Below are 21,426 nucleotides of genomic sequence, written 5' to 3'. Positions count from 1 at the left end.
ATCAGGCCTCCTTGGCGTAGGGCATAGCAGATTCAATCAGGTCGTGCATTTCGTCGCGAAGTTCGCCCATCGGCTTGTCGGCGTAATCTTCGGCCTTCACAAGCGGGTGGACCACAATCTTGACTTCTCCGCCGTACACCGCCCACTTAACCTTGGGCAAATGTTCGCCGGTATTCACTAATGTAATTGGTAAAATGTCAAAATGGTGTTCTTTCGCCATACGGAATATCCCATTTTGGAATTTGAGCATGTGACCGTCGGCGGTGCGGTGCCCCTCGGGGAACACGGCGATGTTGTAGCCCTTGCTCAAACGGTCGGCGAGAATCTTGCCCATGCCGCCGTTGTCGCGCGGGTTCTTGTTCACGGGTATGCAACCGATGCTGTTGAGCACCCAGCCAAATACGGGGGCTTTCCACAGGCTGGCCTTGGCAATAAAGGCGATGTTGCCGATAGCGGGCCAAAGCACGTTGATGTCGAGGAAGCTTTGGTGGTTGGCGACAATGACAAAACCATTTTTGCCCTGGGGTATGTTCTCCTGGCCTTCGACCGAGAGTTTAATACCGAACAGCTTGAACTGGATGTGCGTAAAAAAGAATGTGCACACCTGGGTGATTTCGTTTTTTTTGCCGATGATGCTCTTGTACAAAATAAACGGGACGCCCAAAATGAGCATGCCCGCGACCACGCTGAGGTAATAAAAAGTCGCTAAAATCGCTCGCATAAAAATCCTTCGCTAACAACCTTTAATCTATAAAATGTACTACTTAATTTTCCAGTTCAGTTTTTGGCCGGCGGCCAGCGGCACCACGCCGTTCACCACCTCGGGCACGGTCCACTGTTCCTTGACCACCTCGATTTGCTTGGTGGTGCGGTGGAGACCGTAAAAGTCGGCTCCAAAACCGGCGATAAAGTTCGGCAGTTTGTCAAGCGCTCCGCCGCGCTCGAATTCCTGCACCAGGAGCGGGATGGCGACCGGGGCGCTGTAGACGCCCGCTGCGCCGCACGGGCACTCCTTTTTCCCTTGCTGGTGCGGCGCAGAGTCCGTGCCGAGAAAAAACTTGGGGTTGCCGCTAAACGCGGCTTCGCGGATCGCGGCACGGTCTTCCGGCCGCTTGGGGAGGGGCTTGCAAAAATGGTGCGGCCGGAGGGCGTCGCCCACCACGTCGTCGAGAGTCATCACCAGGTGGTGAACCGTGAAGGTGGCTGCCACGTTTGGCCCCAGGCGCTTGACCGCCTCCACCGACTTGGCGCTGCTCAAGTGCTCGAACACAATCTTTAGCTTGGGGAATTTTTCGGCGAGCGTCTCCACGCGCTTGATGAATGCGGGTTCGCGGTCCAGGCAGAATTCGCCAGGCTCCTCGCCGTGTACGCACAGTACAAGCCCCAGTTTTTCCATCATGGCGACCACGGGGAAAATCCCCTCGAAGTCGCTGATGCCGTCGGCGCTGTTGGTGGTGACGCCGGCGGGGTAGTACTTGCCCGCGACCACGCCTACGGCCATCATGCTTTTCAAGTCCTGCTCGGTGTAGTTCGGGTTCAGCTTGAAGGTCATGAGCGGCACAAAGTCGGGGCGCACCGGTGCGGCCGCGACCATGATCTGCTTTTTGTATTCGTCAATCGCCGCCGCGCTCGTCATGGCGGGCACGGTGTTCGGCATAATGATGGCACGGCCAAACTGGCTTACAAGGTCTCGCACATAGCCGGGCATGAGATCGCCCTGGCGCAGGTGGGCATGAAAATCATCGGGTAAGGGTAGTAACATGTGGAGGAATGTAGTAAATAGTTACTGGTTTATAGTTGCCAGTTGCTAGTATAAGTCGGTTTCCGCTTGTTGTCAACTAAGCTGCTTTAACCGCTGGCTCGCAGGTCGCGGAACAGCTCGTGCGAAATGTCGTTGTCGGCATGCAGCCAGTAGTCAAAGGAATGCGGCTCGGTGAGCACACGCTTGTGCAAAAAGCAAATGTTGCAGTTCAGTTCCTTGGCAATCACCAGGTCGTGCGTAATGATGATGATGGAGGTCTTGAACAGCGTACGCATGTTGTCGATCAGCGGCAGCAGGTTGCGACGGTTGTAGTTGTCCAAACCGGCGGTCGGTTCGTCCATCAGCAAAAGTTCCGGGTCCATGGCCCACGAGCGGGCGATGGCCACGCGCTTCTGCATGCCCATGCTCAGCTGGTGCGGGAACATGTCGGCAAAGTCCCTCACACGCATCAGGTCCATGGCCATGTTGATCTTGTCTTCAATATCCTTAAGCGAGCCTTTTTTGTGGTAGCGCAGCGGCAGGGCAATGTTGTCGCGCACGCGCAGGTTCGAAATGAGAGCTCCGTTCTGGAACACAAGTCCCACCTGGCGCTTGGCGATTTCGAGTGCCGTTTGGCGTTCGGCGGGGATGTGCTCGCCAAAGTAGTAGAGCCTGCCTTCGCTTGGACGGGCGAGCCCCGCGATTACGCGCAAAAGGGCGCTCTTGCCCTGGCCCGAAGGGCCTCCAATGCAAAGCGTCTCGCCGCGCTGCAAAACCAGGTTCGCGCCGCAGATGATTTCCTTGTCGTTGCTCTTGGAAGTGTCGAAAAACGCAATGGCCCGCGGCTTCGAGAAAGTCGTGCCGACCAGTCCCTGGTAGGAAAGGTGCAAGTTTTCTATGCGGAGGGCTTCGTTATTCATTAGATAATCTTCGAAATCTCGTTGAAGTAATCCAAGAAATAGAACAAAGAAAGAATCACGTCGGCGCACACAATGTAAAAGAAGGACTTGATGACAGACTTGCCGGTCGCCTTGGGGACCTGGCGCACGTCACGCGGGATGTTCATTGCCTGGTAGCAGGCGTTGGTGGTGATGATGCACCCGAACACCACGGGCTTGATGATAATAAAGATGAAGTCGGTGAACGACATCGCCTTGAGGATCTCGGTCGAGAGGTAGTCCCAGGTGAGCTGCAGGTTGAGCGCGTTCCCGGTTACGGCGATAAGCCCCTTGATTACCAGGTAGCCCGCCCCGATGGCGCTTCCGCTAAAGAGGATGGTCATGATGAAGGTCGCGATGGTCCCGCCAATGAGCCCCGGCATCACTAGGTAGCGGATGGGGTCCACGCCCATGGTCGCAAGCGCATCGACTTCGGAGTTAATGACCATTCCGCCAATGTAGGTGGTGAGCGAGGAGCCGCTTCGGCCCGCGATGAGGAACGCGGTGAGGATGGGCCCGAGTTCACGGATAATCACGACCACCATGAGACTTCCCACCACGTCCGAGAAACCGACTTTGCCCATCATGGTCATCACTTCGACAATCACGATGGAGCCAAACAAGGTGGCCACCACAAAAAGGATTGGGAAAATCTCGACGCCCGTAAAAAAGGTCTGCAAAATCACGTTGCGGGAGTCGGTCTTGAAACTGCGGCTCTCGGAGAATATGGAGGCGATGGCACGGCAGAACAAGGCCACCTGCTGGCCCACAGGACGGTGCAACAAGAACATGCCCAGCTTGTGGAAAAGCCATCCCACAGCCGTGAGCTTGTCTTCTGATCTAGCGATTTCCTGTGCCATCTGCCTCGTCTACCAGTTTTTTACCATTCACCGCGTTCAAAATCTCTTGCCAAACGCTATCCAGGCCAGTCTTCTTGAATGCACTTACGCAAAGTGGCTTGGCGTCCAGGCCCAGGCGCTCTTGAATCAACTTTAGATTCTTGGCGCACTCCGACTGGTTCACCTTGTCCCGCTTGCTGGCGATCACCAGCACGGGGCAGCCCGTGGCGCGGATGCTCTCCACCGTCTCTATGTCGATGGGGGTGCCTCCGTGGCGTATGTCCACCAAGTAAACGAGACCGCGCAAGTCACGGCACTTCTCCACGTATTCGCGGATAAAGTCGGCCATTTGGTCACGCTTGGAATTGCTTACCTTGGCAAAGCCTACACCAGGTAAATCTACAAGAAAAAACTGGTCGTTGACTTTGAAAAAATTGATTTCGCGGGTCTTTCCGGGGGTAGAACTAGTCTTGACGAGCTTTTTTTGCCCCATCAGGGCGTTCAAAAGAGAGGATTTGCCCACGTTGCTGCGCCCGAGGAACGCCACCTGGGGCAGCCTTTGCTCGGGGAGCCCCTTGAGGTTCACCGCCGCCTTCACAAACTCGGTCGAGCGAATTTCGAAGCCGCCCACGGTGACTGGGGCTTGGTGCGGTTTCTTTTCGCCGAAACTCACAGGCTGACCCTCCCTTCAAAGGCGCGGAGCATGGTGATCTCGTCCACGAACTCCAGGTCGCTCCCCATGGGGATGCCGCGGGCAAGGCGCGTGCGCTTGACGTTGACGCCGGCGAGCATGCGGTCGATCATCAGGGCAGTACTATCGGCTTCGGGGCTAGAGCCCAGCGCCAGCACAAGTTCCTCGATGCCCTCGTCCTGGATGCGCTTAACCAGCTGCGGCAGGTGCAGGGCTTCGGGACCAACGCCGTCGAGCGGCGAGATCACGCCTCCCAGTACAAAGTATAGCCCCTTGAAAATGCCGGAGCGTTCGAACGGGATGATGTCGGAACTTTTCTCCACAACGCAAAGAGACTTGGCACCGCTGCGGCTTTCGCAAATGGGGCAAACGTCTTGGTCGGTAAAACCGTGACAACGCGGGCAGGGGTGAACCATCTCGCTCGCGTTTGTTAGGCTTGTGGCAAAGCGCTCTACATCGCCCTTGCTGCGGGTGAGCATGTGGTACGCCAAACGACGGGCCGTTTTTTGCCCAATGCCGGGCAGGCCTGCGAATTCGGCGATCAGCGCTTCCAAGCTTTGCGGTTCAACGTTCATGGGCCCACGTGTAAGCGTCGTTAATGCAGCGGTTCAACAAAGCGACAGACAGGTTCAGTTCTTTGAGCACGTCCACAATCACGTGCTGGTCGTCCTGCTCCACGGCGTCGGCAAGGCGGAGCAACGTGCCCAGGCGCCCCTTGCGTTCTAGCAGGGCCTGGCGCATTTCTTCGTCGGCGGGGGAGTCTGTCAAAATCGATTCAAGCGGAGCGCCCACGAGGGCGTCCATACGGCTGATGAGCCCCACCATGAATGCCTTGGCTGGCATGTCGGTGGCGGTCCCCTCGACCACGCGGGCGACGAGCTCCAGGAACTTGGCGCGGTGGCTCGCGTTCTGGAACAGCGGGGAACTCTGCGGCGCGACTCCCATTTCGGGTCTTGCGTACAGCATGAGCATCAACCATTCCTGGATGTTCCGCATGCCGATCCACACAATGGCGTCGCGCACGTTCGAAATGCTGTGCGACTTGAACTGGGCGTCCGAATTTACAAAGCGCAGCAGGTTCGTCGCCATGTCGCCGTATTCGCTAAAGCAGTCGCACAGTTCGTCCAGACTCGGGTGCGTACGCAGCAAAAGCAAAATGCGGAGTATCGCTGCCGAAGTGGCGTCGATTTTTTTGCCGGTGACCAGTTCGGGCTTGGCAAAAAAGAACCCCTGAAAGTAGTCGTAGCCGTCGGCGAGGCACTTTTTAAAGACAGCCTTCGTCTCGACCTTCTCGGCGAGAATCTTGATGTTCTTGGACTTGAAGAACTGCGCCGCCTCGGTCATGTTGCTGGCGCTGTTCTCGACCAGGTCCATTTTCACATAGCTTACGTAGGGGAACAACGGGGCGTAGCGGGTGAGGAACTCTTCGTTGTAGATGAAATCGTCGAGGGCGAGCTCGAAACCGCGACTTTTGTAACGCTCCACCGCCTTGACCAAGGTTTCGTCGACTTCCACGTCCTCCAAGATCTCGAGCACAAAGCAGCGCGGGTTCAAAAGCCCGAACACGTTGTCGAGCAGCATGTCGCGACTGCAATTGATAAAGGCCTTGTGGTCCCCGATGAGCTTGGGGAGGCCGATGTTGTTCAGTACGTTCTCGAGCACTTGCGCCGTGGCGAGCACGTCGCTTGCAATGACCGCGGTGTCGCTCGAGGGCGAGTCGCGGAACAAAAGTTCGTAGGCGTATATCTTGCCTTCTCGGTCAAGGATGGGTTGTCGTGCTAGATAGGCGAGTGAATGCATACTAGATACGGGCGCTCTTGATGCCGAACAGGAGGATGCTCCTGGCGCCGGCGTCCCAAAGCTTGTCCATGATGGCGTTGGCTTCGTCCTGCGGCACCATGGCTTTCACAGAGTACCATTCACGGCCGTGCAGCTTAGTGACCGTCGGGGCGTCCAGGCCCGGAGTGAGGTCGCAAGCCTTTTGCAAGAGTTCTGCGGGGCAGTCGTACTCGATCATCATGTACGATTGCGCGACCAGCTTGCCCTCAATGCGGCGGATGAGCGTGTGCACCTCTTCGAGTTCCGTTTTTTGCGGGTTGCAGAAGAGGGCGGCGTTGCTGCGGAACAAGGGCTCGCCAATAATGCGGAGTCCCGCCTGCTTGAGTGTCGTGCCGGTTTCCACAACGTCCACAATGGCGTCGGCGACGCCTAGGCTCACCGAGATTTCGACGGCGCCTTCGAGCACCACAAAGTCCATCGGCTTCTTGTAGTAGGTTTCCACGATGTTGGGGAAACTTGTGGCGATGGTCTTGTCCTTGAGCTCGGCGAGCTCCTGGATGGGACTCTCGTTCGGGACGGCGGCGCACATCTTGGAGGCGCCAAAGGGCAGGTCCAAAACCTTTACGGCAGGGCTCTTGGCCTCGGCGTTAAAGTCGATTCCCGTGATGCCCGCGTCAATGATGCCGCGGCCCACGTACATGGGGATGTCGCTCGGACGGAGGAAAAAGAACTCGATTCCGTTCTTTTGGTCAATTTGGGTAAGAGTTTTGTAGGGCTTCGATGCCTTGTAGCCGCAGGCCTTCAAAAGTTCCTGCGTCGGTTCAAAGAGCATGCCCTTGTTGGGGAGAGCAACCTTGATCATAGTTTTGCGTACACTTCTTCGAGGGTTAAGCCTTTTTCGGCCATCATCACGGCCACGTAGTAAAGCACTTGGGAAAGTTCAAGGCACTGGGCGTCGCGCGATTCAAAGCGGGCAGCCTGCCAAGATTCGGCGGCCTCCTCGACCAGCTTTTTGCCAATGGCGTGGGGACCCTTCTTAAAGAGTTCGGTGGTTCCCTTGCCCTCGGGCATTTCCTTTTTGCGCTGGCATGCCAGTGCGAACATTTCTTCAAAAGTCATTTTGGACCTCGTTAGTTTTACTGCCCTCAAATGTAGAAAAACGGGTGTGCGTTTGAACTTCGCCGGGGGCGCGCATGCCCGCTTTTGCACGATGCTACGCTAATTTTACAATTTGCCTTGCAAAACAAGAGTATATTTTTAACGGCGGCCCTCCGTTTAGAGCGCCGCCAAAACGATTTTGCTGTTTTATTTAGGGATGAGAAAATGAAAAGACTCCGTACATTCGCCCTGCTTGGCGTCTCGGCGTTGGTGCTGCTCTCTTGCGCCAAGGGCCCCGATTTAAGGAACCCGCAACATTTCAGGACCAAAACCGGCGTGATTGGCGTGTTCCGCCAGCCCGCCTTTTATTGCAGCGAGGCGAACCCGCACTTTATGCAGCTGGGCCCTGATTCGGCTGTGCAGGTCAAACCCACCTGGAGCGAAGATCAAGATAATTTGTTTGTGACCGAGCAGCCCGCGGGCAAGGCGGTGCTCCGCTCCTACTCGTACTCTTGTGGTGGTCGCGACAACAAGTTTGTGCTCGACTCGACCACCCCCGGCCCCATTGGCGTGGTGGTTCCCGAAAAGGGTTTTTGCAAGACCGTCATCTCGTTTGTGCAGGGCGACAAACTGTTTGACCACAATGACGCCCTTCTCGAGGAGATTGCCAAAAAGAGCCGCGTCGCCATCAACATGTCCGAGCTCCCGTATTGCGAGGTCTACGACAACACCGGAGCCGCCGTTTCGTTCGCCGACCGCGATTCCCTTATGCTTGAGCAGTACGCCGCCGCCGTCAAGGACGCCGCCGACGCCATGTCCGACGAAATCTTCCCGCTGGTCGTCATTGACTCGGCCTACATGAACGACAAAGTCGCCTGGAACGTCGACACCACCAAGGTGCTTATGGCGGTGTTCAACAGCACGCCTGACAGCTACCAGGACGGCGCTTCCATCAAGCTCGAGAATGAGCTGTGGGCGGTGAGCGAACGCGAACTCTACCTGTGGTACAAGGCGAACAACGCCGGCGTACGCAACTGGCACCTCCGTTTCAATCAGCTCTTTGGCAAGCCCAAGGACGAACGGCTCACGCACTTCAGCCTCGTTTGGGTCAAACCCTCCGACCTCATGCGCCCCGCCTACGTGACCGACGTCAAGAGCAGCGAAATGAAGACTTTGTTCGAAGACGACCTGGACGAAGGCAGCGACAGCACCAGCTCCGAAACCATGATCTGGTTCAAGAACTGGTTCGACGATCAGCGTGCCAAGAGTTACGGCCCCAAGGGCTACCCCTGGACCCGCCTGGGCTACACCTACGACTGGGGCAGCACAAGCGGCAAGTATGGCCTCTCCGAGTTCATTGTGTTGCCGGGCGCCGAAGTCGAAGTGCGCTTCACCAAGAACATGAAATCGTTCTTACAGTGGCTCAACGACCGCAAAAACTAGCGGTTTGCTTTTAAGCTTTTTTGCTGACGACGACCCGCCACAACTGCTGGCGGGCTTCTTTGTATTTGCGCTCGAATGCCGTTTGCGGTTCTTGCGCGTCAAAGGGGACACAGTCGGCCGTCATGCCAATGTTTAGCACGCGCACGGCCTCGGCGAACTCCCGCGCGTAAATCTCCCAGTTGGTGCGGAGTTCCGTGACGCGGGCGAGCCGCATGAGTGTGGGAAAAATGGGGTGCAGGTGGAACCGCCGTGTGGCTTCGCTCTGCTTTGGCCACGGGTTGGGGTAGTATACTGCATGGTAGGGGATTTCCCATTCGCCCGTGCGCACCTTCTCTAGCGCGAGCCGCCAAAAGTCCAGCAGTTCGGCTCGCACCCAAAACGCGTTGGGCGGGGCCTCGCTCGCGGCGCGTGAAAGTCTTGCCGCCGACTTGTCGATCCCTACCACCGGCATGCCCTGGAATTTTCTCGCCAGGTGGAGTGTGCTCTCGCCGGTGCCGCAACCCGAATCCAAAACAACCTGTGTGGCCTTGTGGCCGGGGGCGTCTCCGTTTGCCGAGCCCTTGGTATAAAAATCCTCGATAAATTTTTGGCTCTCTTCAAATGCCGCCCTCGTGTGGTCTGCCACGGGTCGTAAAAAAACCGTCGAGGCGTATTTGCGCACGACGGATTCCAAATCCTTGTAGATGTCTTCTTGGTTCGATGTGACCTGGCGAACGCCTTGGAACGGCCCTGAACCTTGCATCACTTTTTCCAGATGGAAAGCCTGTTGCCGCCCATCAGCTCCACGTCGTCGAGCCACACTTCGCCCGAACCGTTGAACTGCCAGGCGAATTGCGATGCGCAGGTGAGGTCCGTTTTGCCCGCGTTGTCTTTGAGCGGGACCGAGACCTTGGTCCAGTTTTCGTACTGCGACACTTCAAAGCGGAGCACTTCCTGGTTGGCAGAGGAAGCCTTGGTCTTGTCGAGCACGGTGAACACCATGTTCACCGTCGACTTGATCTTGAACGAAACCGAGTCGATGGACGAAATGTCGTTGCAGTACGAGCTGTCGCTCTTGCCGATCTCGATTCCCATGACCGCCCACGGGTAGGTATTGAATCCGGTGGTTGAGTCTTCGACTATGTCGCCGAACTCCACGCCGACGTGTGCAAACTTGTTGCCATCTTCTTCTTCGATGGCAAAGTGCTGGTCTTCGTCAATAAAGCTGGGCGTCACGTTCGCATATTCGTACGAGAAGTACCACCAGCCGCCATCGTAGGTGTGCGCCGGCATAAAGCGGTGCTGGAAGTTGCCGTCCTCGAAGTCGTCCAGCAAAAGCGACTTGCTCTCGCTGGCAAACGTGCTGGCGCTAATTTTTTTGCCGCTCAGCGCGGTGAGGTAAGAACTTGTGGTGTCGCCGTCTTCCTTGGGTACAAACACCATGCTGATTGGGCCCGTGGGCACCGATTCCAGGGTGAATTCGCCCTGGACGACTTTGGCCTCGTGGTCCAGGCCGCGCAGCTTGATGGTGCCGTTTGCAGTGGAGCCCACCGAGCCCGTGATGGTCGCGATTTCTTCGAGATTGTTCATGCCAAGGTCAATGAGGCCGTCTTCGGTGACTTCGACCGGGACCTGCACCGCCTTGCCTTCGCTAATGGCTTCGAGCGTGTAGCTTCCCTTGGGGATGTCGTTGAATTCCACGGTGCCCTTGTCGTCGGCTTTGGCGGTGTAGCTGCCGCCCGCGCTGGCAAAGCCGAGGGTTTCGCTCTCAATGAGGTTCACCTTGATGCGGGCCGCCGGGGTGGAACCATCCACAAACGAGGCCACGATCGCGTTGCCTGCTTCGGTACCGCTGGAGCCGCCGCCGGCAGTTTTTTCGCTGTCGGAGCAACCCGTAAATGCGGCTAGGCCCATGGCCAGTATGGGTATCCAAACTTTTTCCACGTTCGAAAAATACAATTTTTTTTGCAGAGACTTCATGGCTAGCCCTCCTTTTTGGGGGTTGCCGGTGCAGAATCTGCTGCCGTGGCGGGGTCGTCGACCTTGTCGCTCAGCGGGAACATGGCGATGTTCAGTGCGTAAACGCGGTCTGCGCGCTCGCTTTTGCGGGTAAACTGCAAAAGGCCGCGCCTGAATTCTTCAATGCGGTGCTTGATCTCGGGCAAGTCCGACTCGTCGGCGGTAAACACCACGCTCGAGATGTCGCGTTCTTCGGGCTTGTGGCGGTCCAGCGACTCTTGCGCCAGTTCCATGGTGTGCCTGTGGAAGTCGCGAACCGCGCGGCTCTTGACTTCGCCGCCCGTGCTCAAAATTTGGTCGGTAATGTTCCAGCCGCCGTTGCCGTCGGGCACCACCAGGCCCAACTGCTTTAAAATGCCGAGCGCGTTGCGGGCGTCGTCGTGCGAAATGGGCGGGTTCAGGTGTTCGGCCAGCTGGTTCACGTTGCTGGTGTCTTTGGTAATGCCAATCAGGGCGCGGAGTGCCGCGCAGGCCCAGCTGCCAAAGTAGGCGAGCTCCGGCTTCGATAGCACGCGGGTCTCGAGCGAGCGCAGCTCCAAAAGCTTGTAGTAGAGCTCCGAGAGCGTCTGCTTGGCCTTGGTCTTGTTAAAACGGTAGAGGGTCTTGAAGTATTCGGCGCGGCGGTCGTCCAGCCCGCAAAGGCGAATGAAAACCGGGAGTGTTCCCTCGTTCAGGTGCCCTTCTTTTTGGAACACGCGTACAAGCCAGGCCGGGTCCACGCCGGTCTTTTGGCCAAGGTAGCGGTAGCTGGTGAACGGGTTGTCCTTTTTGCTTTCGGTGAACCAGTCCTTCAGAAACTCGCGGTATTCCAAATAATCTAAAACTTCGGGCATAGCAATAATCTAACCAAAAGTAAAAAAAGAAGAACCGCGACAGCCCTCGAACGTAAATTTCCCGTTGCATATTTTTCAACACCGGTAGTTTAAGATCGGGGGCAGGATGGCTTTTTTTGCCTTTTTTTAGCGAATTCTGACTCTTATCGGCCCAAATCCACCCTGAAGGTCTGCCTGGAGGCGTTGCGGATGACGTAGACACCCCTGTTGAAGCCTGCCGCCTTGAGTCCGGCCTTCAGGTCCGAGAGCGTTGCGCCGGCGTCCAGGCGGATATTCCCGAGCTCGGAGCCCATCAGGTCGAATACCCTGTAGGTGCCCGCGACACTCGCAAATGCGCCAGCGGCTCCAGCGGCGATTTTCGGCACAATGCCCGTGGTGCCGTTCCTGATGTCCTCAGCGCTGCCTTCGCTTTCCCCAAAGGCAATCCAGTCGAGGTTCACGTAGTCGCTTGTCACCAGCACCTTGAGCACGTGCTCGCCCGTGGTGAGTTCCTTGGTGGTCGTGCCCTTGAAGGTCTCATAGGTGTCGAATTCCCCGGTGCCTGCGAGTGCGAGCGTGTCGGTAATCGGCTCGTCGTCCATAAAGAGCTGCACGCTCGTGTTGTCCATGCCGCTCGCGTAGCTGAGTTCGAAGGGGAGCTTGCCACCCGCCTGCACGTTCACGGTGTATTCCAGCCATTCGCCCTTCTGCGTGTAGCCTACGGCAAATCCGTCGCCGTTTTTCACGATGTCCACGCGGTCTTCGCGGTATTCGCCGCCCTGGTTCTTGGTGTCCATGTCGTAGTAGGCCTTGCCGGCACCGCCCACGTCGTAGTTCTCGAAGTCGATGAAGTTTGATGCCCCTTCGACCTTTGCGCCCACCACGGGCAATTCGCACTTGGCTTCGGCGTCAGTAAGTTTCGCCTTGCAGAACGGGCCCTGCGGAATGGAGGTCTTGCTGTCCTCGAATTCCCAGTAGTCCGCCTCGAAATCGCCCGCGAACACGAAGAACACGTCGTGCTTGCCAACCGCACCGGAGAGCGGCACCGTCACCAGGCCGTCAGCGCTAAATTCCGCCTTGCCGACGATTTCGCCATCCACCTTGTCCAGGCGGACGGTGATGCTCGACGCCTTCTTGACGCTCAGGACGGATGCCGAGAAGCTTTCCGCGCCCGCGTCGCCGAATTCCACGCCGCTAATCTTGGTGTAGTCGCCGTCGCCGATGTTCGTGAGGATTACGTTGCCCACGTCCTTCGCGTTACGGCTCTTGACGCCCTCGCTCCAAGACATGGTTTCGGCTTCCACGCGCTTGTACGGGTCAAAATCTTCGACCTGCGCCACGCCGTTTTCGGGCCAGAAGTCGATTTTCTGGATAGTTCCGTCGGCGTTGTAGTGCATCTCGGCCACGGAGACCGAGCGGCGTTCCGCATGCTTGTAGGCCTGCCCGATTTTAGCCTGGTATTCTGCCCAAAGCAGGTAATTCAGGCCGAAAACGTAAGATTTTCCCTTGTAGTCGATGATACCCGGGTGGTTCCCGCGGCTCTTCGAGGAATGCGGCATGATATCGCCCTTGTAGTTCCACGGGCCGGTGGGGGAGTCGCTCATGGCATACCCGATGCCCTCGGAGCAGCAGGTGGAGGCGAACGCCATGTAGTAATGACCATCGCGCTTGTAGAACCACGGACCTTCCTGGTAGTCCTTGATTTTCGGGTACGTCACGATGGAACCGTCGGTGTGTATCATGTCCTTCTTGAGCTTGACCATGTAGAGTTCGGGGTTGCCCCAGTACATGTAGGCCTGGCCGTCGTCGTCAATCCATACGGTAGGGTCGATGTCGTTCCAGTGCTCGCGCTGCCACACGAGCTGGCCGTTCAGCGGGTCCGTGAAGGGGCCGTAGGGGCTGTCCGAAACCAGCACTGAGATGCCGTGGCCGTGGATGGGGCAGTACATGAACCATTTGCCGTCGCGCTCGATGACCTGTTCAGCCCATGCGCCGTTGTTGGAATTGTACCACTTGAAGTCCCCGAGAGAGGCGACCGCGCCGTGATCCGTCCAGTTGACCATGTCGGTGGAGGTGTACAGCAGCCAGTCGTACATCATGAACCCGTCGGCGTTGTCGTCGTCGTGGGTCGTGTACAGGTAAACCGTGTCGCCGTGCACGTAGGGGGCCGGGTCCGCCGTATACTTTGTCGTGATGATGGGGTGCTGAGCAAAAGCCGCGCAGGCCAATACCAAAAAACCGAATAAGACTTTTTTCATCTTAAACTCCAAACATTTTATACATCAATGATAAAGATATACCGTAAAAAGCCCCGCTGAACATGGCAGGGTTGATTTATCGTTGACAATTTTTCAATAGGCGGGGGAGGTTTCCCCTTTGAATGCTTAGATTTTTTTCGCTATATTATGCGATGGATGGGTGAGTTCCGACAACACAAGTGAGGATGTTTGTGAAAAAATTTGCATTCCAGTCGGCGGCACTTGCCGCGTTTACTCTGGCCCCGGTCTTTGCCGCGACCGCCTACATCAACGAAATCGGCTACCGTCCGGGCGATTCCAAGGAACTTGCCCTTGTGGACGCCAACGGAAACGTGGATTTTGTGAATGCCGCGGGGCAGGTCGCGCTTTCTGTGACGCCCAAGGCGGCCTCGTTCTGGGATGCCAGCGGCCAGAACGTGCAGCTGGTCGACTTCTCGAAGCTTGTTGAGCCGGGCAAGTATAGTGTCAAGGTGAACGGCAACGAGCTCCGTTCCGACCTTGTGGTAAAAACCAAGACTTACGAAGACGTTGTGAAGGCAGCCCTCAAGTGGTTCTACTACCAGCGCGCCTCCATGTCGTTGGAAGAACAGTACGCCGGCAAGTGGAGCCGTGCCGCGGGCCACACCAATGCGACCGTTGAACTGCACAACTCCACCGGGGCCTCGGGCACAATCAACTCCACCAAGGGCTGGTACGACGCCGGCGACTACGGCCGCTACATTGTGAACTCAGGCATCACCACTTACACGCTCCTTTCGCTTTATGAACACTTCCCCGAGTATTTCAAGACCCTCAAGTGGAACATCCCGGCAGACGGAAGCCTGCCCGATTTGCTTGCCGAGATCAAGTGGAATTTGGACTGGATGCTCACCATGCAGGCGAACGACGGCGGCGTTTACCACAAACTCACCTCCCTCGGCTTCCCGGGCGACGTGATGCCCGCGCAAGACAATTCCAAGCTCTACGCCATTGGCAAGAGCACGGCAGGCACCTTCGACTTTGCGGCCGTAATGGCGCTCGCCTCTCGAGTGTACAAGCCCTTTGACGCCTCCTATGCGACCAAGTGCCTTGATGCTGCCAAGAAGGCTTACAGCTGGGGTTTGCAGAACCCCAACCAGAACTTCACGGCGAACCCGAGCGGTGTTTCGACCGGCGCATACGAAGATTCAAAACCTGGCGATGAAAAAATCTTTGCTGGTACCGAACTTTTCATTACCACAGGCGACGCCTCGTACAAGCAGAGCGGCACCACCGAGTACATTTCGTACTGGGGCGATGTGACGGGTCTTGCCACCTACGAGAAGGCGACGCACCAGGCGTTTGGTGACGCCGGTGAAGCCAAGCAGAAAATCTTGGGCACCGCCGACGGCTTTGTGAAGCGCGCCGAATCGGGCTTTGGCGTGGTGATGGCGAAGGACGACTTTGTCTGGGGTTCCAACTCCACGGCCGCCAACCAGGGCGTTTGGTTGTTGCACGCCTACTACCTGACGGGCGATGAAAAATATTACAACGCGGCTGTCAAGGCGCTCGACTATTTGCTGGGCAAAAACCCGCTCGACATGTCGTTTGTGACCGGTTTCGGCACCAAGTCGCCCAAGATGCCGCACCACCGCCCCAGTACCTCCGACAACGTCGATGACCCGATCCCCGGAATGCTAGTGGGAGGCCCGCAGCCCGGAGGCGAAGACGTGGGCTCCGCTGCCGAGTGGAAGTGCGCCGACTACAGAACAGGCCAGGCCGCTACCGCTTATACCGACCAGCGCTGCAGCTACGCCACCAACGAGGTTGCCATCAACTGGAACGCCCCGCTTGCCTATTTGGCGGGCGCTCTCGAGGCCCTCAACGCCGGCTACGCTCCCGAATTTGCTGTTGACGGAGTCGCCAAGGGTGAACTGCCGACCTCCAGTTCGTCGGTTGCCGAGTCTTCTAGCTCGCAGGGCCCCACCGGGTTCACTGCCCCCGTGGAACGCGACTTGGTACGCGAATCGCAGCCTCGCTTCCGCTTTGACAACCACAAGCTGTATGTCGAAATGAACGGCAAACGCTTTGACCTCAAGGGCGAGCGAATCAAATAATACCCCCTGCAAGTCTGCATGGGTATCGTGTCTGAACTCGGAAAAAAACTGTTCCTTGATTCCGGCACGCTCACCCCGCTTTTGAAAAAGCTCGAAGCCAAGGGCTACATCCAGCGCACCCGCGAACAGAGCGACGAGCGCTGCCTTTCCGTAAGCCTCACCGCCGAAGGCGAATCGCTCAAGCGCAAGGCCGCGGGTGTCCCCAAGTCCATGTCCAGCTGCGTGAACCTCTCCGATGCCGAAGCCAAGACGCTTTACACCCTGCTGTATAAGGTTCTGGAAGGGTTCACGGCAGAATAAATACAAGTTCACAAGTCTCCTCAAAAGTTTCTATTTTTTAAAGTAGATTCATATCGCGAGATAGAGGAGGAAATCATGAAAAAGTTGATTTCATTGGCAATAGTCTTGTTCTTTGTTGCAACCGCTTTTGCCGAAGAATATGTGGCTTCACAAAAGATTACGCAACAGGTTCTGTCAGGGGAACTTTCCCAGACCGTGTATGCTGGCGATGAAATTAAGCCGGTTAAAATTCTATATGAAAATACTGGCCTTGGCGAAGATGCTGTACCAGAATATTCATCGACGAACTTTTTGGAAAATTTTGGTTTGTCGAAAAGGTGGACTAAGGGACCCGCTTGTGAAATTGCGGGAGAGATGAGAAGTGATATTGCCGCTGGTACGTACAAAGCATATATCCTGGTACAAGACGACGAAGGCAAATTCGCCAAGACGGAGTTCGAATTCACTGTACTGGAAAAAGAAAAAACGTTGTCTTTAAAATGGAATGAAAGTAGCGGTAACGTGAACCAGGAAGTCATTGCGGGTAAGTCTATTACGCCTATCGTTTTCGATTACGAGGGAATAACAATTTATAGTGTGAGCGGACTTCCGTCTGGACTTGTAAAGAATATTGATGAAAAAAATCATAAAATCATGATTGTCGGCTCTGTAAATAGCGATGTAATGTCCGGTGATTATATATACAAAGTCACTGTTAAGAACGACCAAGGCGATGAAAAGAGCGTGTCAGGAACGATTGCCGTGGTAGGTGGCCAGGCTCGCACATCAATAAAACTTTTTAGTGATAATACAAGTCAGGAGGTCTTGGCGGGCAATGAGATTGAACCGGTTGTGTTCGAGTTTGCAAATGTTCGTGTCGATGAAAGTTTATCTTCATTTAAGTTCGAAGGATCGTTAAAAGGATCCTTTGCGTATAGTGTAGAAGGAAATAAGCTCACGTGCAGTGGAACTGTCGATGAAAATTCGAAGGGTGGGTTATACACGATAAGAATTATTGCAATAGGCGAAAACAACAATGATACCGCCTTTGCAAACGTTGAAGTGACTCGCGAGTCTGTAGAATCTTCGTCTAGCGTTGTAGCGTCGTCAAGTTCCGAAGCGTCTTCTTCAAGTTCCGCCGAGTCCAGCAGTTCCGCCGAACCGCCTAGCTCCAGCAGCAACATCGAAGAATCTTCTTCGAGTGAAAAGACTACAGAAATTGTGACAGAGGCAATGAACACCGTAAAATTCGGCTATGCGAACAATGTGCTGACCGTTGCGATGCCGAATTCTGCCATGCTCCGCGTACAAGTGTTCGACATGATGGGCCATCTGGTAGAATCTTTCGCCGAAACGGAAGCCTCTTCCAAGAGCTTCAACCTTGCTCACCTGACCAAGGGCAACTACGTAGTACGCATCGAAAGCGCCCGCAGCGTCCGTACCGCAAGAATCCTGGTGAAATAATCAACCCCCCCCCTCGAATTCGAGAGGTTTAAATTCACCGCCCTTTCATGGGCAACTTGTAAGTATCCCTTACAAGTTGATGTGCTCTTCCCGGCTGCTGTTCCAGCTCAATCCGATTTTCTTCCGACTTCTTTAGCACCTCGTTCAGCGTGAATTCTTCCTTGCTAAAGAAGAACGTGTTCGTGCCCAGTGTCACCAGTGGTGTCAAAATTTCTACGACACGAAGTCGATCAAGTCCAGATACATCATCCTGGTGTTCAACGACTGGCTTGAATCAACACGGAAGGCTTCTTTCTCGAGATTTTCATCCGAATACAAAAAACGGAAACCGTTCTTTTGGTAAAAATTTATCGTTTCGGGCCTGTTGTAGGCATCGACAACCATAAAGCGACAACCAGTTTTGTTATCCGGGTGGATAAACCAGGAAATCAGGTAATCAATGACCTGACTCCCCAAGTGCAAACCGCTGCGTTGGAACTGACCGTTAACTCCCAATCGTCCAATCAGGAGCGCAGGATACGTACGCGTATGCTTTGCATTGGGCACCTTGCGTTCCAGGCGGTTCCGCGAAGACTTGGGAATCATTGTCGATTTGATGCTGTCATTGGACAAAGTGAAGGCGCAGGCTATCTGCGGCGATTCCGTATTCGTTACAGCGATATAGCTTTTCCCCAACAATTGAGCGGAGTACAAGTACGCATCGTTCCGAAAGAACTCGTCTAGATCCTCATCGCCGCAGCAGAACGAGGACAGGTCGGTATTCTTGTCGATGGGGTAAAGGGTGCAATCAGATGCTAAACGGATTCTTTCCATTATGGGCCTCTCTGTAAGAACGGGCGCGGGCGGCCATCTCGTCGATTTGGGCGAAGGAAACTTTGAGCCCGAGACGACGCGGATTCTTTTCGTGTTCTTCGGCAGCACGAACGAACGACTCTGCCGTAGAGCCTGTAAGAACCGGGATATTTCTTATTTCAAGAGCCATAATACCCCCATAATCTACATTTATTTGCAGGTTCGGTCAACATCATCTATACCTCCGTCGGCACCAACAAGCACAAAATGGCGCCGCATAGTGCTTTCTATACATTTGTGCACTATAAAATATAAATTCGCATTTGAAATTTGTCAACCCCTTTTCCCGGGCAAAATCGCAAAAAGTTCGCAGCCCTCAAAAAGTCATTTTCTGTCACTAAAATTATCTATCTTTCGGGGCGGAGGCACTATGGAACACGACACGTTCGGCGGCGCGATACTCGCATGGGTCAAGAGCCTCCGTCGAGCTCGACATGGGATGCCTGGACAGCGGCATGGTCCTGTTCAGGGAAAACTGCACCCCCGGAGAGGCGCTGGAATCGAGCTACCGGCAAGCCTTCGGCACGGACTTCGACGGGAACGATGTCATACAGCTCATGTCAACCTGAGCGAAACGTAGTGGAGTCGATATACGAAACTTGGCTACTTGTAGCCTTAGTTGAGTTAGGTTCGTAGGAGCAGGATCCAGTTGGGGGAAAAATCCCCCTGGCTCGCACTCCGTTGCTCACCACCCCCTCTGCGGGGACACCCCGCAACGCCCCGCTGATCCCGGCTGCTGTTCCAGCTCAATCCGTTTTTCTTCCGACTTCTTTAGCACCTCGTCCAGCGTGAATTCTTCCTTGCTGAAGAAGAACGTGTTCGTACCCAGGTCTTTCAGCGAAGCTCCGAAGTGGTAGGCCGTATCATCTATAAAAAGAAAACGGTCGTGCATCCCGTAGCTCGGCAGAACCTTGAGCGGGCAGTCGGCATACTGCGCGTTGTACGTCGCCAGGTCCACCTCGAAGACCTTGCTCTTGTCGTAGGTGTAGATGGTCGCCGACACGCCCTCGCCGCGCTTGAGCATCATCGCGAGCACCTTCTCGTCCACGTAGCGGTCCACAAGGACAATCCGCCTTTTCGCCTGCCGGATTAGCCCGCATACGAACACATAGGCATCGAACATCTGGTTGTTGTAATACAGGCCCTTCGACTGCAGTTCGCCGCGATCCATCGCCTCGAAAATCGTGTCGAATTTATGGTCGTGTCCCAGCAAACGCGCGTCCTGCTCTAGCATTTTGGACTCCACGTTGGACAGGCGGTTGACCAGACCGCCGTTCCTGAGCAGAATATGTCGCATTTCGACGAACGCGTCCATAATTTGGATGGTCGCCGTAATGGCCGTGTCGCTATGCAAAACGGAAGCAAGCATGGCAATCCCTTGCTCTGTGAAAGCGAATGGCAAATATTGCCGACCTCCGCGAGTTTCCTTTTTTGAGGTCACAATTTGTGACCTCAAACTTTCGCTCTTCTTTGAGGTCGCAAATTGCGACCTCAAAACTAAAAATTCGTCTTTTTCGAGCTGAAAACAGAATCTTTCAGCGAATTTCTTGGGATTTCGCCTAACAGCCTCATTGATACGCTTCGTTTCCACCCCGTAGAGTGTCGCCAGGTCGCGGTCCAACATGACCTGTTTATCCCGGATGACAAGAATTTGCCGGGCAATCGGCATGTCTTCAACAGTTGGTTCTAGCGTTTTTTCTTCGTTTTTCGCCATTTTCGACTCCTTTTGGGCATAAAAAAACGGACCATCCCGCCTGCGCGGGAATGATCCGTAATACCACCCTTTCTGGTGCATAAGGCAATATACACAATTCTATGCAGAAAAACAAGAAAAATCGGCTTTTCCGTTTTTTCTCATGGATTGCAGGAGTTTGTGCATAAGTGAAAAAAGTAATATGCACAATTTGCATATTACTTTTTGAACTAGTTCCAAAACGGAACTAGTTGCGTCAGCTGCAGCACACACATGTGCAAGATTTGCACATGTGATAGATTCACCCCAACTTGATCCCCATTTGCGATTTCCAATCTTGCGTGCCTATTTCGGGGCCATAATTGCTATGTCATTTTCTGTCACTAGCATTATCTATCTTTCGGGGCGGAGGCACTATGGAAAACGACACTTTCGGCGGCGCGATACTCGCATGGGTCAAGAGCGCAAAGGCGTTCCTGAAAGTCCAGGCGGGCACGGGCGACAATCTGCTCGAAGACGACATCCAGGAAGGGTTCACCGACTATTGCCTATGGTCCACGTTCCGGCCGGAATGCATCGACACCGACGGCGAGCTCGACATGGAATGCCTGGACAGCGGCATGGTCCTGTTCAGGGAAAACTGCACCCCCGGAGAGGCGCTGGAATCGAGCTACCGGCAAGCCTTCGGCACCGCCTTCGACAAGGACGACATCGCGGTACTGATGGAAGAATGACGCCGCCTTTTACTTGGTGGGGGAAGGATCCCCCTGCCTGCAGCCCCGGCTAAGGTCCCTGAGCCTGCCGAAGGGCCGGGTCTTCCGGACACCCCCTCTGCGGGGACACCCTGCAACGCCCCGCTAATGCTCCAAATGTGTCATGATAATTGTCGCGCCAATGGAGAGACAATTAATGCTCCGGTTGGCCTTGAAAACTAACGAATCCAAAATGACTTTGTCGCTAGAGAAGTCAAAATGTTGATGGACTGGCGAATCTCTGTATTACTTCGTAGTGTTTTCAGAAATTATTGTTTCTGCAATATTCGTTGCACCGGAAAGAAGACGATATTCATTTGCTTTCTTATTTGATTCAGATTTTCGTTTTGCAAACAGGTCTCTATTTTGATCAAATGTGTTTTGAACTTGCTTCAAAGTAATATGTTCATTAAAAACATTTAATACAATGAATTCGACATCCGTAGCCAAGAACCACGTTCCTTTTTTCTCCGAAGTCACGATATACATTGTCATAATGATTTTTTCTTTTGACGACTTCAAATCTTTTATGGCTGGATATTTCGATAGATTTAATTCATCTGCATTCAAAAAAGCATAGTTTGATTCATTTTTTTTCTTTGAAACGGGTACTTTTCGTGAAGATGCCCCAAAGTTAGTTGAAATTTCTGCAACCAAAAAGAAAAAGGTGGTCTCCAACTTGTAAATTTGGTTCAGCAAAAAAACACCAAGCAA

Annotated in this window: 23 protein-coding genes and 2 pseudogenes; 6 read left to right on the top strand and 19 right to left on the bottom strand. The window is 54.7% G+C overall.

From position 1 onward, the window contains the following. Nucleotide 1 precedes the first annotated feature (1 nt). From BUB55_RS11610 to hisE, 9 genes are all read right to left on the bottom strand, one after another. Entirely contained in the window at nt 2-721 is a 720-nt protein-coding gene (locus BUB55_RS11610; protein ID WP_073191608.1) for a lysophospholipid acyltransferase family protein, read from the bottom strand. Between the two features lie 39 nt (nt 722-760). Further along, nucleotides 761-1,762, bottom strand: coding sequence for a dihydroorotase (gene pyrC, locus BUB55_RS11605; RefSeq protein WP_073191606.1), 1,002 nt, complete (start codon nt 1,760-1,762; stop codon nt 761-763). 86 nt (nt 1,763-1,848) lie between these two features. Then, nucleotides 1,849-2,661 carry an ABC transporter ATP-binding protein gene (locus BUB55_RS11600; protein WP_073191604.1) on the bottom strand — a complete coding sequence of 271 codons (813 nt, stop codon included), beginning with the start codon at nt 2,659-2,661 and terminating at the stop codon, nt 1,849-1,851. Then, nucleotides 2,661-3,539 carry an MlaE family ABC transporter permease gene (locus tag BUB55_RS11595; protein WP_083597001.1) on the bottom strand — a complete coding sequence of 293 codons (879 nt, stop codon included), beginning with the start codon at nt 3,537-3,539 and terminating at the stop codon, nt 2,661-2,663. Before BUB55_RS11595 ends, BUB55_RS11600 begins: the two co-directional genes overlap by 1 nt. Beyond that, a complete protein-coding gene (gene yihA / locus BUB55_RS11590; RefSeq protein ID WP_073191602.1) occupies nt 3,520-4,191 on the bottom strand; it encodes a ribosome biogenesis GTP-binding protein YihA/YsxC in 672 nt (223 codons plus the stop codon). The genes BUB55_RS11595 and yihA overlap by 20 nt, the downstream gene beginning before the upstream one ends. Beyond that, nucleotides 4,188-4,784, bottom strand: coding sequence for a recombination mediator RecR (recR, locus tag BUB55_RS11585; protein ID WP_073191599.1), 597 nt, complete (start codon nt 4,782-4,784; stop codon nt 4,188-4,190). The genes yihA and recR overlap by 4 nt, the downstream gene beginning before the upstream one ends. Continuing rightward, nucleotides 4,774-6,009 carry an EAL and HDOD domain-containing protein gene (locus BUB55_RS11580; protein ID WP_073191596.1) on the bottom strand — a complete coding sequence of 412 codons (1,236 nt, stop codon included), beginning with the start codon at nt 6,007-6,009 and terminating at the stop codon, nt 4,774-4,776. Before BUB55_RS11580 ends, recR begins: the two co-directional genes overlap by 11 nt. A 1-nt stretch (nt 6,010) precedes the next feature. Then, nucleotides 6,011-6,850 (bottom strand): ATP phosphoribosyltransferase, encoded by an 840-nt coding sequence (gene hisG, locus BUB55_RS11575; RefSeq protein WP_073191592.1) that lies wholly within the window; start codon nt 6,848-6,850, stop codon nt 6,011-6,013. After that, a complete protein-coding gene (gene hisE / locus BUB55_RS11570; protein WP_073191589.1) occupies nt 6,847-7,107 on the bottom strand; it encodes a phosphoribosyl-ATP diphosphatase in 261 nt (86 codons plus the stop codon). The genes hisG and hisE overlap by 4 nt, the downstream gene beginning before the upstream one ends. A 204-nt stretch (nt 7,108-7,311) precedes the next feature. Here hisE and BUB55_RS11565 point away from each other — a divergent pair, with 204 nt between their 5' ends. Beyond that, a complete protein-coding gene (locus BUB55_RS11565) occupies nt 7,312-8,529 on the top strand; it encodes a hypothetical protein (protein ID WP_073191586.1) in 1,218 nt (405 codons plus the stop codon). Between the two features lie 10 nt (nt 8,530-8,539). Here the strand turns inward: BUB55_RS11565 and BUB55_RS11560 are convergent, their stop codons facing one another. The 5 genes and pseudogenes from BUB55_RS11560 to BUB55_RS14775 form a co-directional block, all read right to left on the bottom strand. Then, nucleotides 8,540-9,271 carry a methyltransferase domain-containing protein gene (locus BUB55_RS11560; RefSeq protein ID WP_073191583.1) on the bottom strand — a complete coding sequence of 244 codons (732 nt, stop codon included), beginning with the start codon at nt 9,269-9,271 and terminating at the stop codon, nt 8,540-8,542. Then, nucleotides 9,271-10,488 carry a hypothetical protein gene (locus tag BUB55_RS11555; RefSeq protein WP_073191580.1) on the bottom strand — a complete coding sequence of 406 codons (1,218 nt, stop codon included), beginning with the start codon at nt 10,486-10,488 and terminating at the stop codon, nt 9,271-9,273. Before BUB55_RS11555 ends, BUB55_RS11560 begins: the two co-directional genes overlap by 1 nt. A gap of 2 nt (nt 10,489-10,490) precedes the next feature. Then, the gene (locus BUB55_RS11550) at nt 10,491-11,360 is read right to left on the bottom strand and encodes a TIGR02147 family protein (protein WP_073191577.1); all 870 of its coding nucleotides are present in this window, start codon (nt 11,358-11,360) and stop codon (nt 10,491-10,493) included. Nucleotides 11,361-11,503: 143 nt separating this feature from the next. Beyond that, nucleotides 11,504-12,136, bottom strand: coding sequence for a carbohydrate-binding protein (locus BUB55_RS14780; protein ID WP_369828170.1), 633 nt, complete (start codon nt 12,134-12,136; stop codon nt 11,504-11,506). Between the two features lie 165 nt (nt 12,137-12,301). Continuing rightward, nucleotides 12,302-13,597 (bottom strand): annotated as a pseudogene (locus tag BUB55_RS14775) (family 43 glycosylhydrolase); the annotation flags it as partial. Between the two features lie 185 nt (nt 13,598-13,782). On the opposite strand from BUB55_RS14775, the gene BUB55_RS11540 reads away from it, so the two are divergent. The 3 genes from BUB55_RS11540 (at nt 13,783) to BUB55_RS11530 (ending at nt 17,415) form a co-directional block, all read left to right on the top strand. Beyond that, complete coding sequence (locus BUB55_RS11540) at nt 13,783-15,672, top strand: glycoside hydrolase family 9 protein (protein WP_073191571.1); 1,890 nt, start codon at nt 13,783-13,785, stop codon at nt 15,670-15,672. A 27-nt stretch (nt 15,673-15,699) separates the two neighbouring features. Beyond that, the gene (locus BUB55_RS11535; RefSeq protein WP_234971918.1) at nt 15,700-15,972 is read left to right on the top strand and encodes a MarR family winged helix-turn-helix transcriptional regulator; all 273 of its coding nucleotides are present in this window, start codon (nt 15,700-15,702) and stop codon (nt 15,970-15,972) included. A gap of 75 nt (nt 15,973-16,047) precedes the next feature. Further along, nucleotides 16,048-17,415 (top strand): T9SS type A sorting domain-containing protein, encoded by a 1,368-nt coding sequence (locus BUB55_RS11530; RefSeq protein ID WP_073191568.1) that lies wholly within the window; start codon nt 16,048-16,050, stop codon nt 17,413-17,415. Between the two features lie 213 nt (nt 17,416-17,628). Here BUB55_RS11530 and BUB55_RS11525 read toward each other — a convergent pair whose 3' ends face one another. Beyond that, complete coding sequence (locus BUB55_RS11525) at nt 17,629-18,228, bottom strand: GNAT family N-acetyltransferase (RefSeq protein ID WP_073191565.1); 600 nt, start codon at nt 18,226-18,228, stop codon at nt 17,629-17,631. Further along, on the bottom strand, nt 18,203-18,397 hold the full coding sequence (locus tag BUB55_RS14060; RefSeq protein ID WP_073058087.1) for a hypothetical protein: 195 nt from the start codon (nt 18,395-18,397) through the stop codon (nt 18,203-18,205). The genes BUB55_RS11525 and BUB55_RS14060 overlap by 26 nt, the downstream gene beginning before the upstream one ends. Before the next feature lie 304 nt (nt 18,398-18,701). On the opposite strand from BUB55_RS14060, the gene BUB55_RS14670 reads away from it, so the two are divergent. Then, on the top strand, nt 18,702-18,836 hold the full coding sequence (locus BUB55_RS14670) for a hypothetical protein (protein ID WP_255369502.1): 135 nt from the start codon (nt 18,702-18,704) through the stop codon (nt 18,834-18,836). Between the two features lie 116 nt (nt 18,837-18,952). Here BUB55_RS14670 and BUB55_RS11520 read toward each other — a convergent pair whose 3' ends face one another. After that, nucleotides 18,953-19,636, bottom strand: a complete 684-nt coding sequence (locus tag BUB55_RS11520) for a hypothetical protein (RefSeq protein WP_234971920.1) — start codon at nt 19,634-19,636, stop codon at nt 18,953-18,955. A gap of 45 nt (nt 19,637-19,681) precedes the next feature. Next, nucleotides 19,682-19,891: pseudogene (locus BUB55_RS14770) on the bottom strand (ORF6N domain-containing protein); the annotation flags it as partial. A gap of 485 nt (nt 19,892-20,376) precedes the next feature. Between BUB55_RS14770 and BUB55_RS11515 the strand changes: the two are divergent. Then, nucleotides 20,377-20,694, top strand: coding sequence for a hypothetical protein (locus BUB55_RS11515; RefSeq protein ID WP_073191561.1), 318 nt, complete (start codon nt 20,377-20,379; stop codon nt 20,692-20,694). Between the two features lie 264 nt (nt 20,695-20,958). Here the strand turns inward: BUB55_RS11515 and BUB55_RS11510 are convergent. Continuing rightward, nucleotides 20,959-21,426: hypothetical protein (locus BUB55_RS11510; RefSeq protein WP_234971917.1), on the bottom strand; the 468-nt coding region annotated here is incomplete at its 5' end.

The organism is Fibrobacter sp. UWP2 (assembly GCF_900141705.1).
In the GTDB taxonomy this organism is placed as follows: Bacteria; Fibrobacterota; Fibrobacteria; order Fibrobacterales; family Fibrobacteraceae; genus Fibrobacter.
The sequence above is the reverse complement of the archived record's forward strand: the minus strand, read 5'-3'. Positions and strand labels throughout refer to the sequence as shown.

What these genes read in the sequence shown, in the direction of transcription:
- BUB55_RS11610 (WP_073191608.1), bottom strand. Translation starts at nt 721, where the DNA reads ATGCGAGCGATTTTAGCGACTTTTTATTACCTCAGCGTGGTCGCGGGC.
- pyrC (WP_073191606.1), bottom strand. Translation starts at nt 1,762, where the DNA reads ATGTTACTACCCTTACCCGATGATTTTCATGCCCACCTGCGCCAGGGC.
- BUB55_RS11600 (WP_073191604.1), bottom strand. Translation starts at nt 2,661, where the DNA reads ATGAATAACGAAGCCCTCCGCATAGAAAACTTGCACCTTTCCTACCAG.
- BUB55_RS11595 (WP_083597001.1), bottom strand. Translation starts at nt 3,539, where the DNA reads ATGGCACAGGAAATCGCTAGATCAGAAGACAAGCTCACGGCTGTGGGA.
- recR (WP_073191599.1), bottom strand. Translation starts at nt 4,784, where the DNA reads ATGAACGTTGAACCGCAAAGCTTGGAAGCGCTGATCGCCGAATTCGCA.
- BUB55_RS11580 (WP_073191596.1), bottom strand. Translation starts at nt 6,009, where the DNA reads ATGCATTCACTCGCCTATCTAGCACGACAACCCATCCTTGACCGAGAA.
- hisG (WP_073191592.1), bottom strand. Translation starts at nt 6,850, where the DNA reads ATGATCAAGGTTGCTCTCCCCAACAAGGGCATGCTCTTTGAACCGACG.
- hisE (WP_073191589.1), bottom strand. Translation starts at nt 7,107, where the DNA reads ATGACTTTTGAAGAAATGTTCGCACTGGCATGCCAGCGCAAAAAGGAA.
- BUB55_RS11565 (WP_073191586.1), top strand. Translation starts at nt 7,312, where the DNA reads ATGAAAAGACTCCGTACATTCGCCCTGCTTGGCGTCTCGGCGTTGGTG.
- BUB55_RS11560 (WP_073191583.1), bottom strand. Translation starts at nt 9,271, where the DNA reads ATGCAAGGTTCAGGGCCGTTCCAAGGCGTTCGCCAGGTCACATCGAAC.
- BUB55_RS11555 (WP_073191580.1), bottom strand. Translation starts at nt 10,488, where the DNA reads ATGAAGTCTCTGCAAAAAAAATTGTATTTTTCGAACGTGGAAAAAGTT.
- BUB55_RS11550 (WP_073191577.1), bottom strand. Translation starts at nt 11,360, where the DNA reads ATGCCCGAAGTTTTAGATTATTTGGAATACCGCGAGTTTCTGAAGGAC.
- BUB55_RS14780 (WP_369828170.1), bottom strand. Translation starts at nt 12,136, where the DNA reads ATGGACACCAAGAACCAGGGCGGCGAATACCGCGAAGACCGCGTGGAC.
- BUB55_RS11540 (WP_073191571.1), top strand. Translation starts at nt 13,783, where the DNA reads ATGTTTGTGAAAAAATTTGCATTCCAGTCGGCGGCACTTGCCGCGTTT.
- BUB55_RS11530 (WP_073191568.1), top strand. Translation starts at nt 16,048, where the DNA reads ATGAAAAAGTTGATTTCATTGGCAATAGTCTTGTTCTTTGTTGCAACC.
- BUB55_RS11525 (WP_073191565.1), bottom strand. Translation starts at nt 18,228, where the DNA reads ATGGAAAGAATCCGTTTAGCATCTGATTGCACCCTTTACCCCATCGAC.
- BUB55_RS14060 (WP_073058087.1), bottom strand. Translation starts at nt 18,397, where the DNA reads ATGGCTCTTGAAATAAGAAATATCCCGGTTCTTACAGGCTCTACGGCA.
- BUB55_RS14670 (WP_255369502.1), top strand. Translation starts at nt 18,702, where the DNA reads ATGGGATGCCTGGACAGCGGCATGGTCCTGTTCAGGGAAAACTGCACC.
- BUB55_RS11520 (WP_234971920.1), bottom strand. Translation starts at nt 19,636, where the DNA reads ATGCTTGCTTCCGTTTTGCATAGCGACACGGCCATTACGGCGACCATC.
- BUB55_RS11515 (WP_073191561.1), top strand. Translation starts at nt 20,377, where the DNA reads ATGGAAAACGACACTTTCGGCGGCGCGATACTCGCATGGGTCAAGAGC.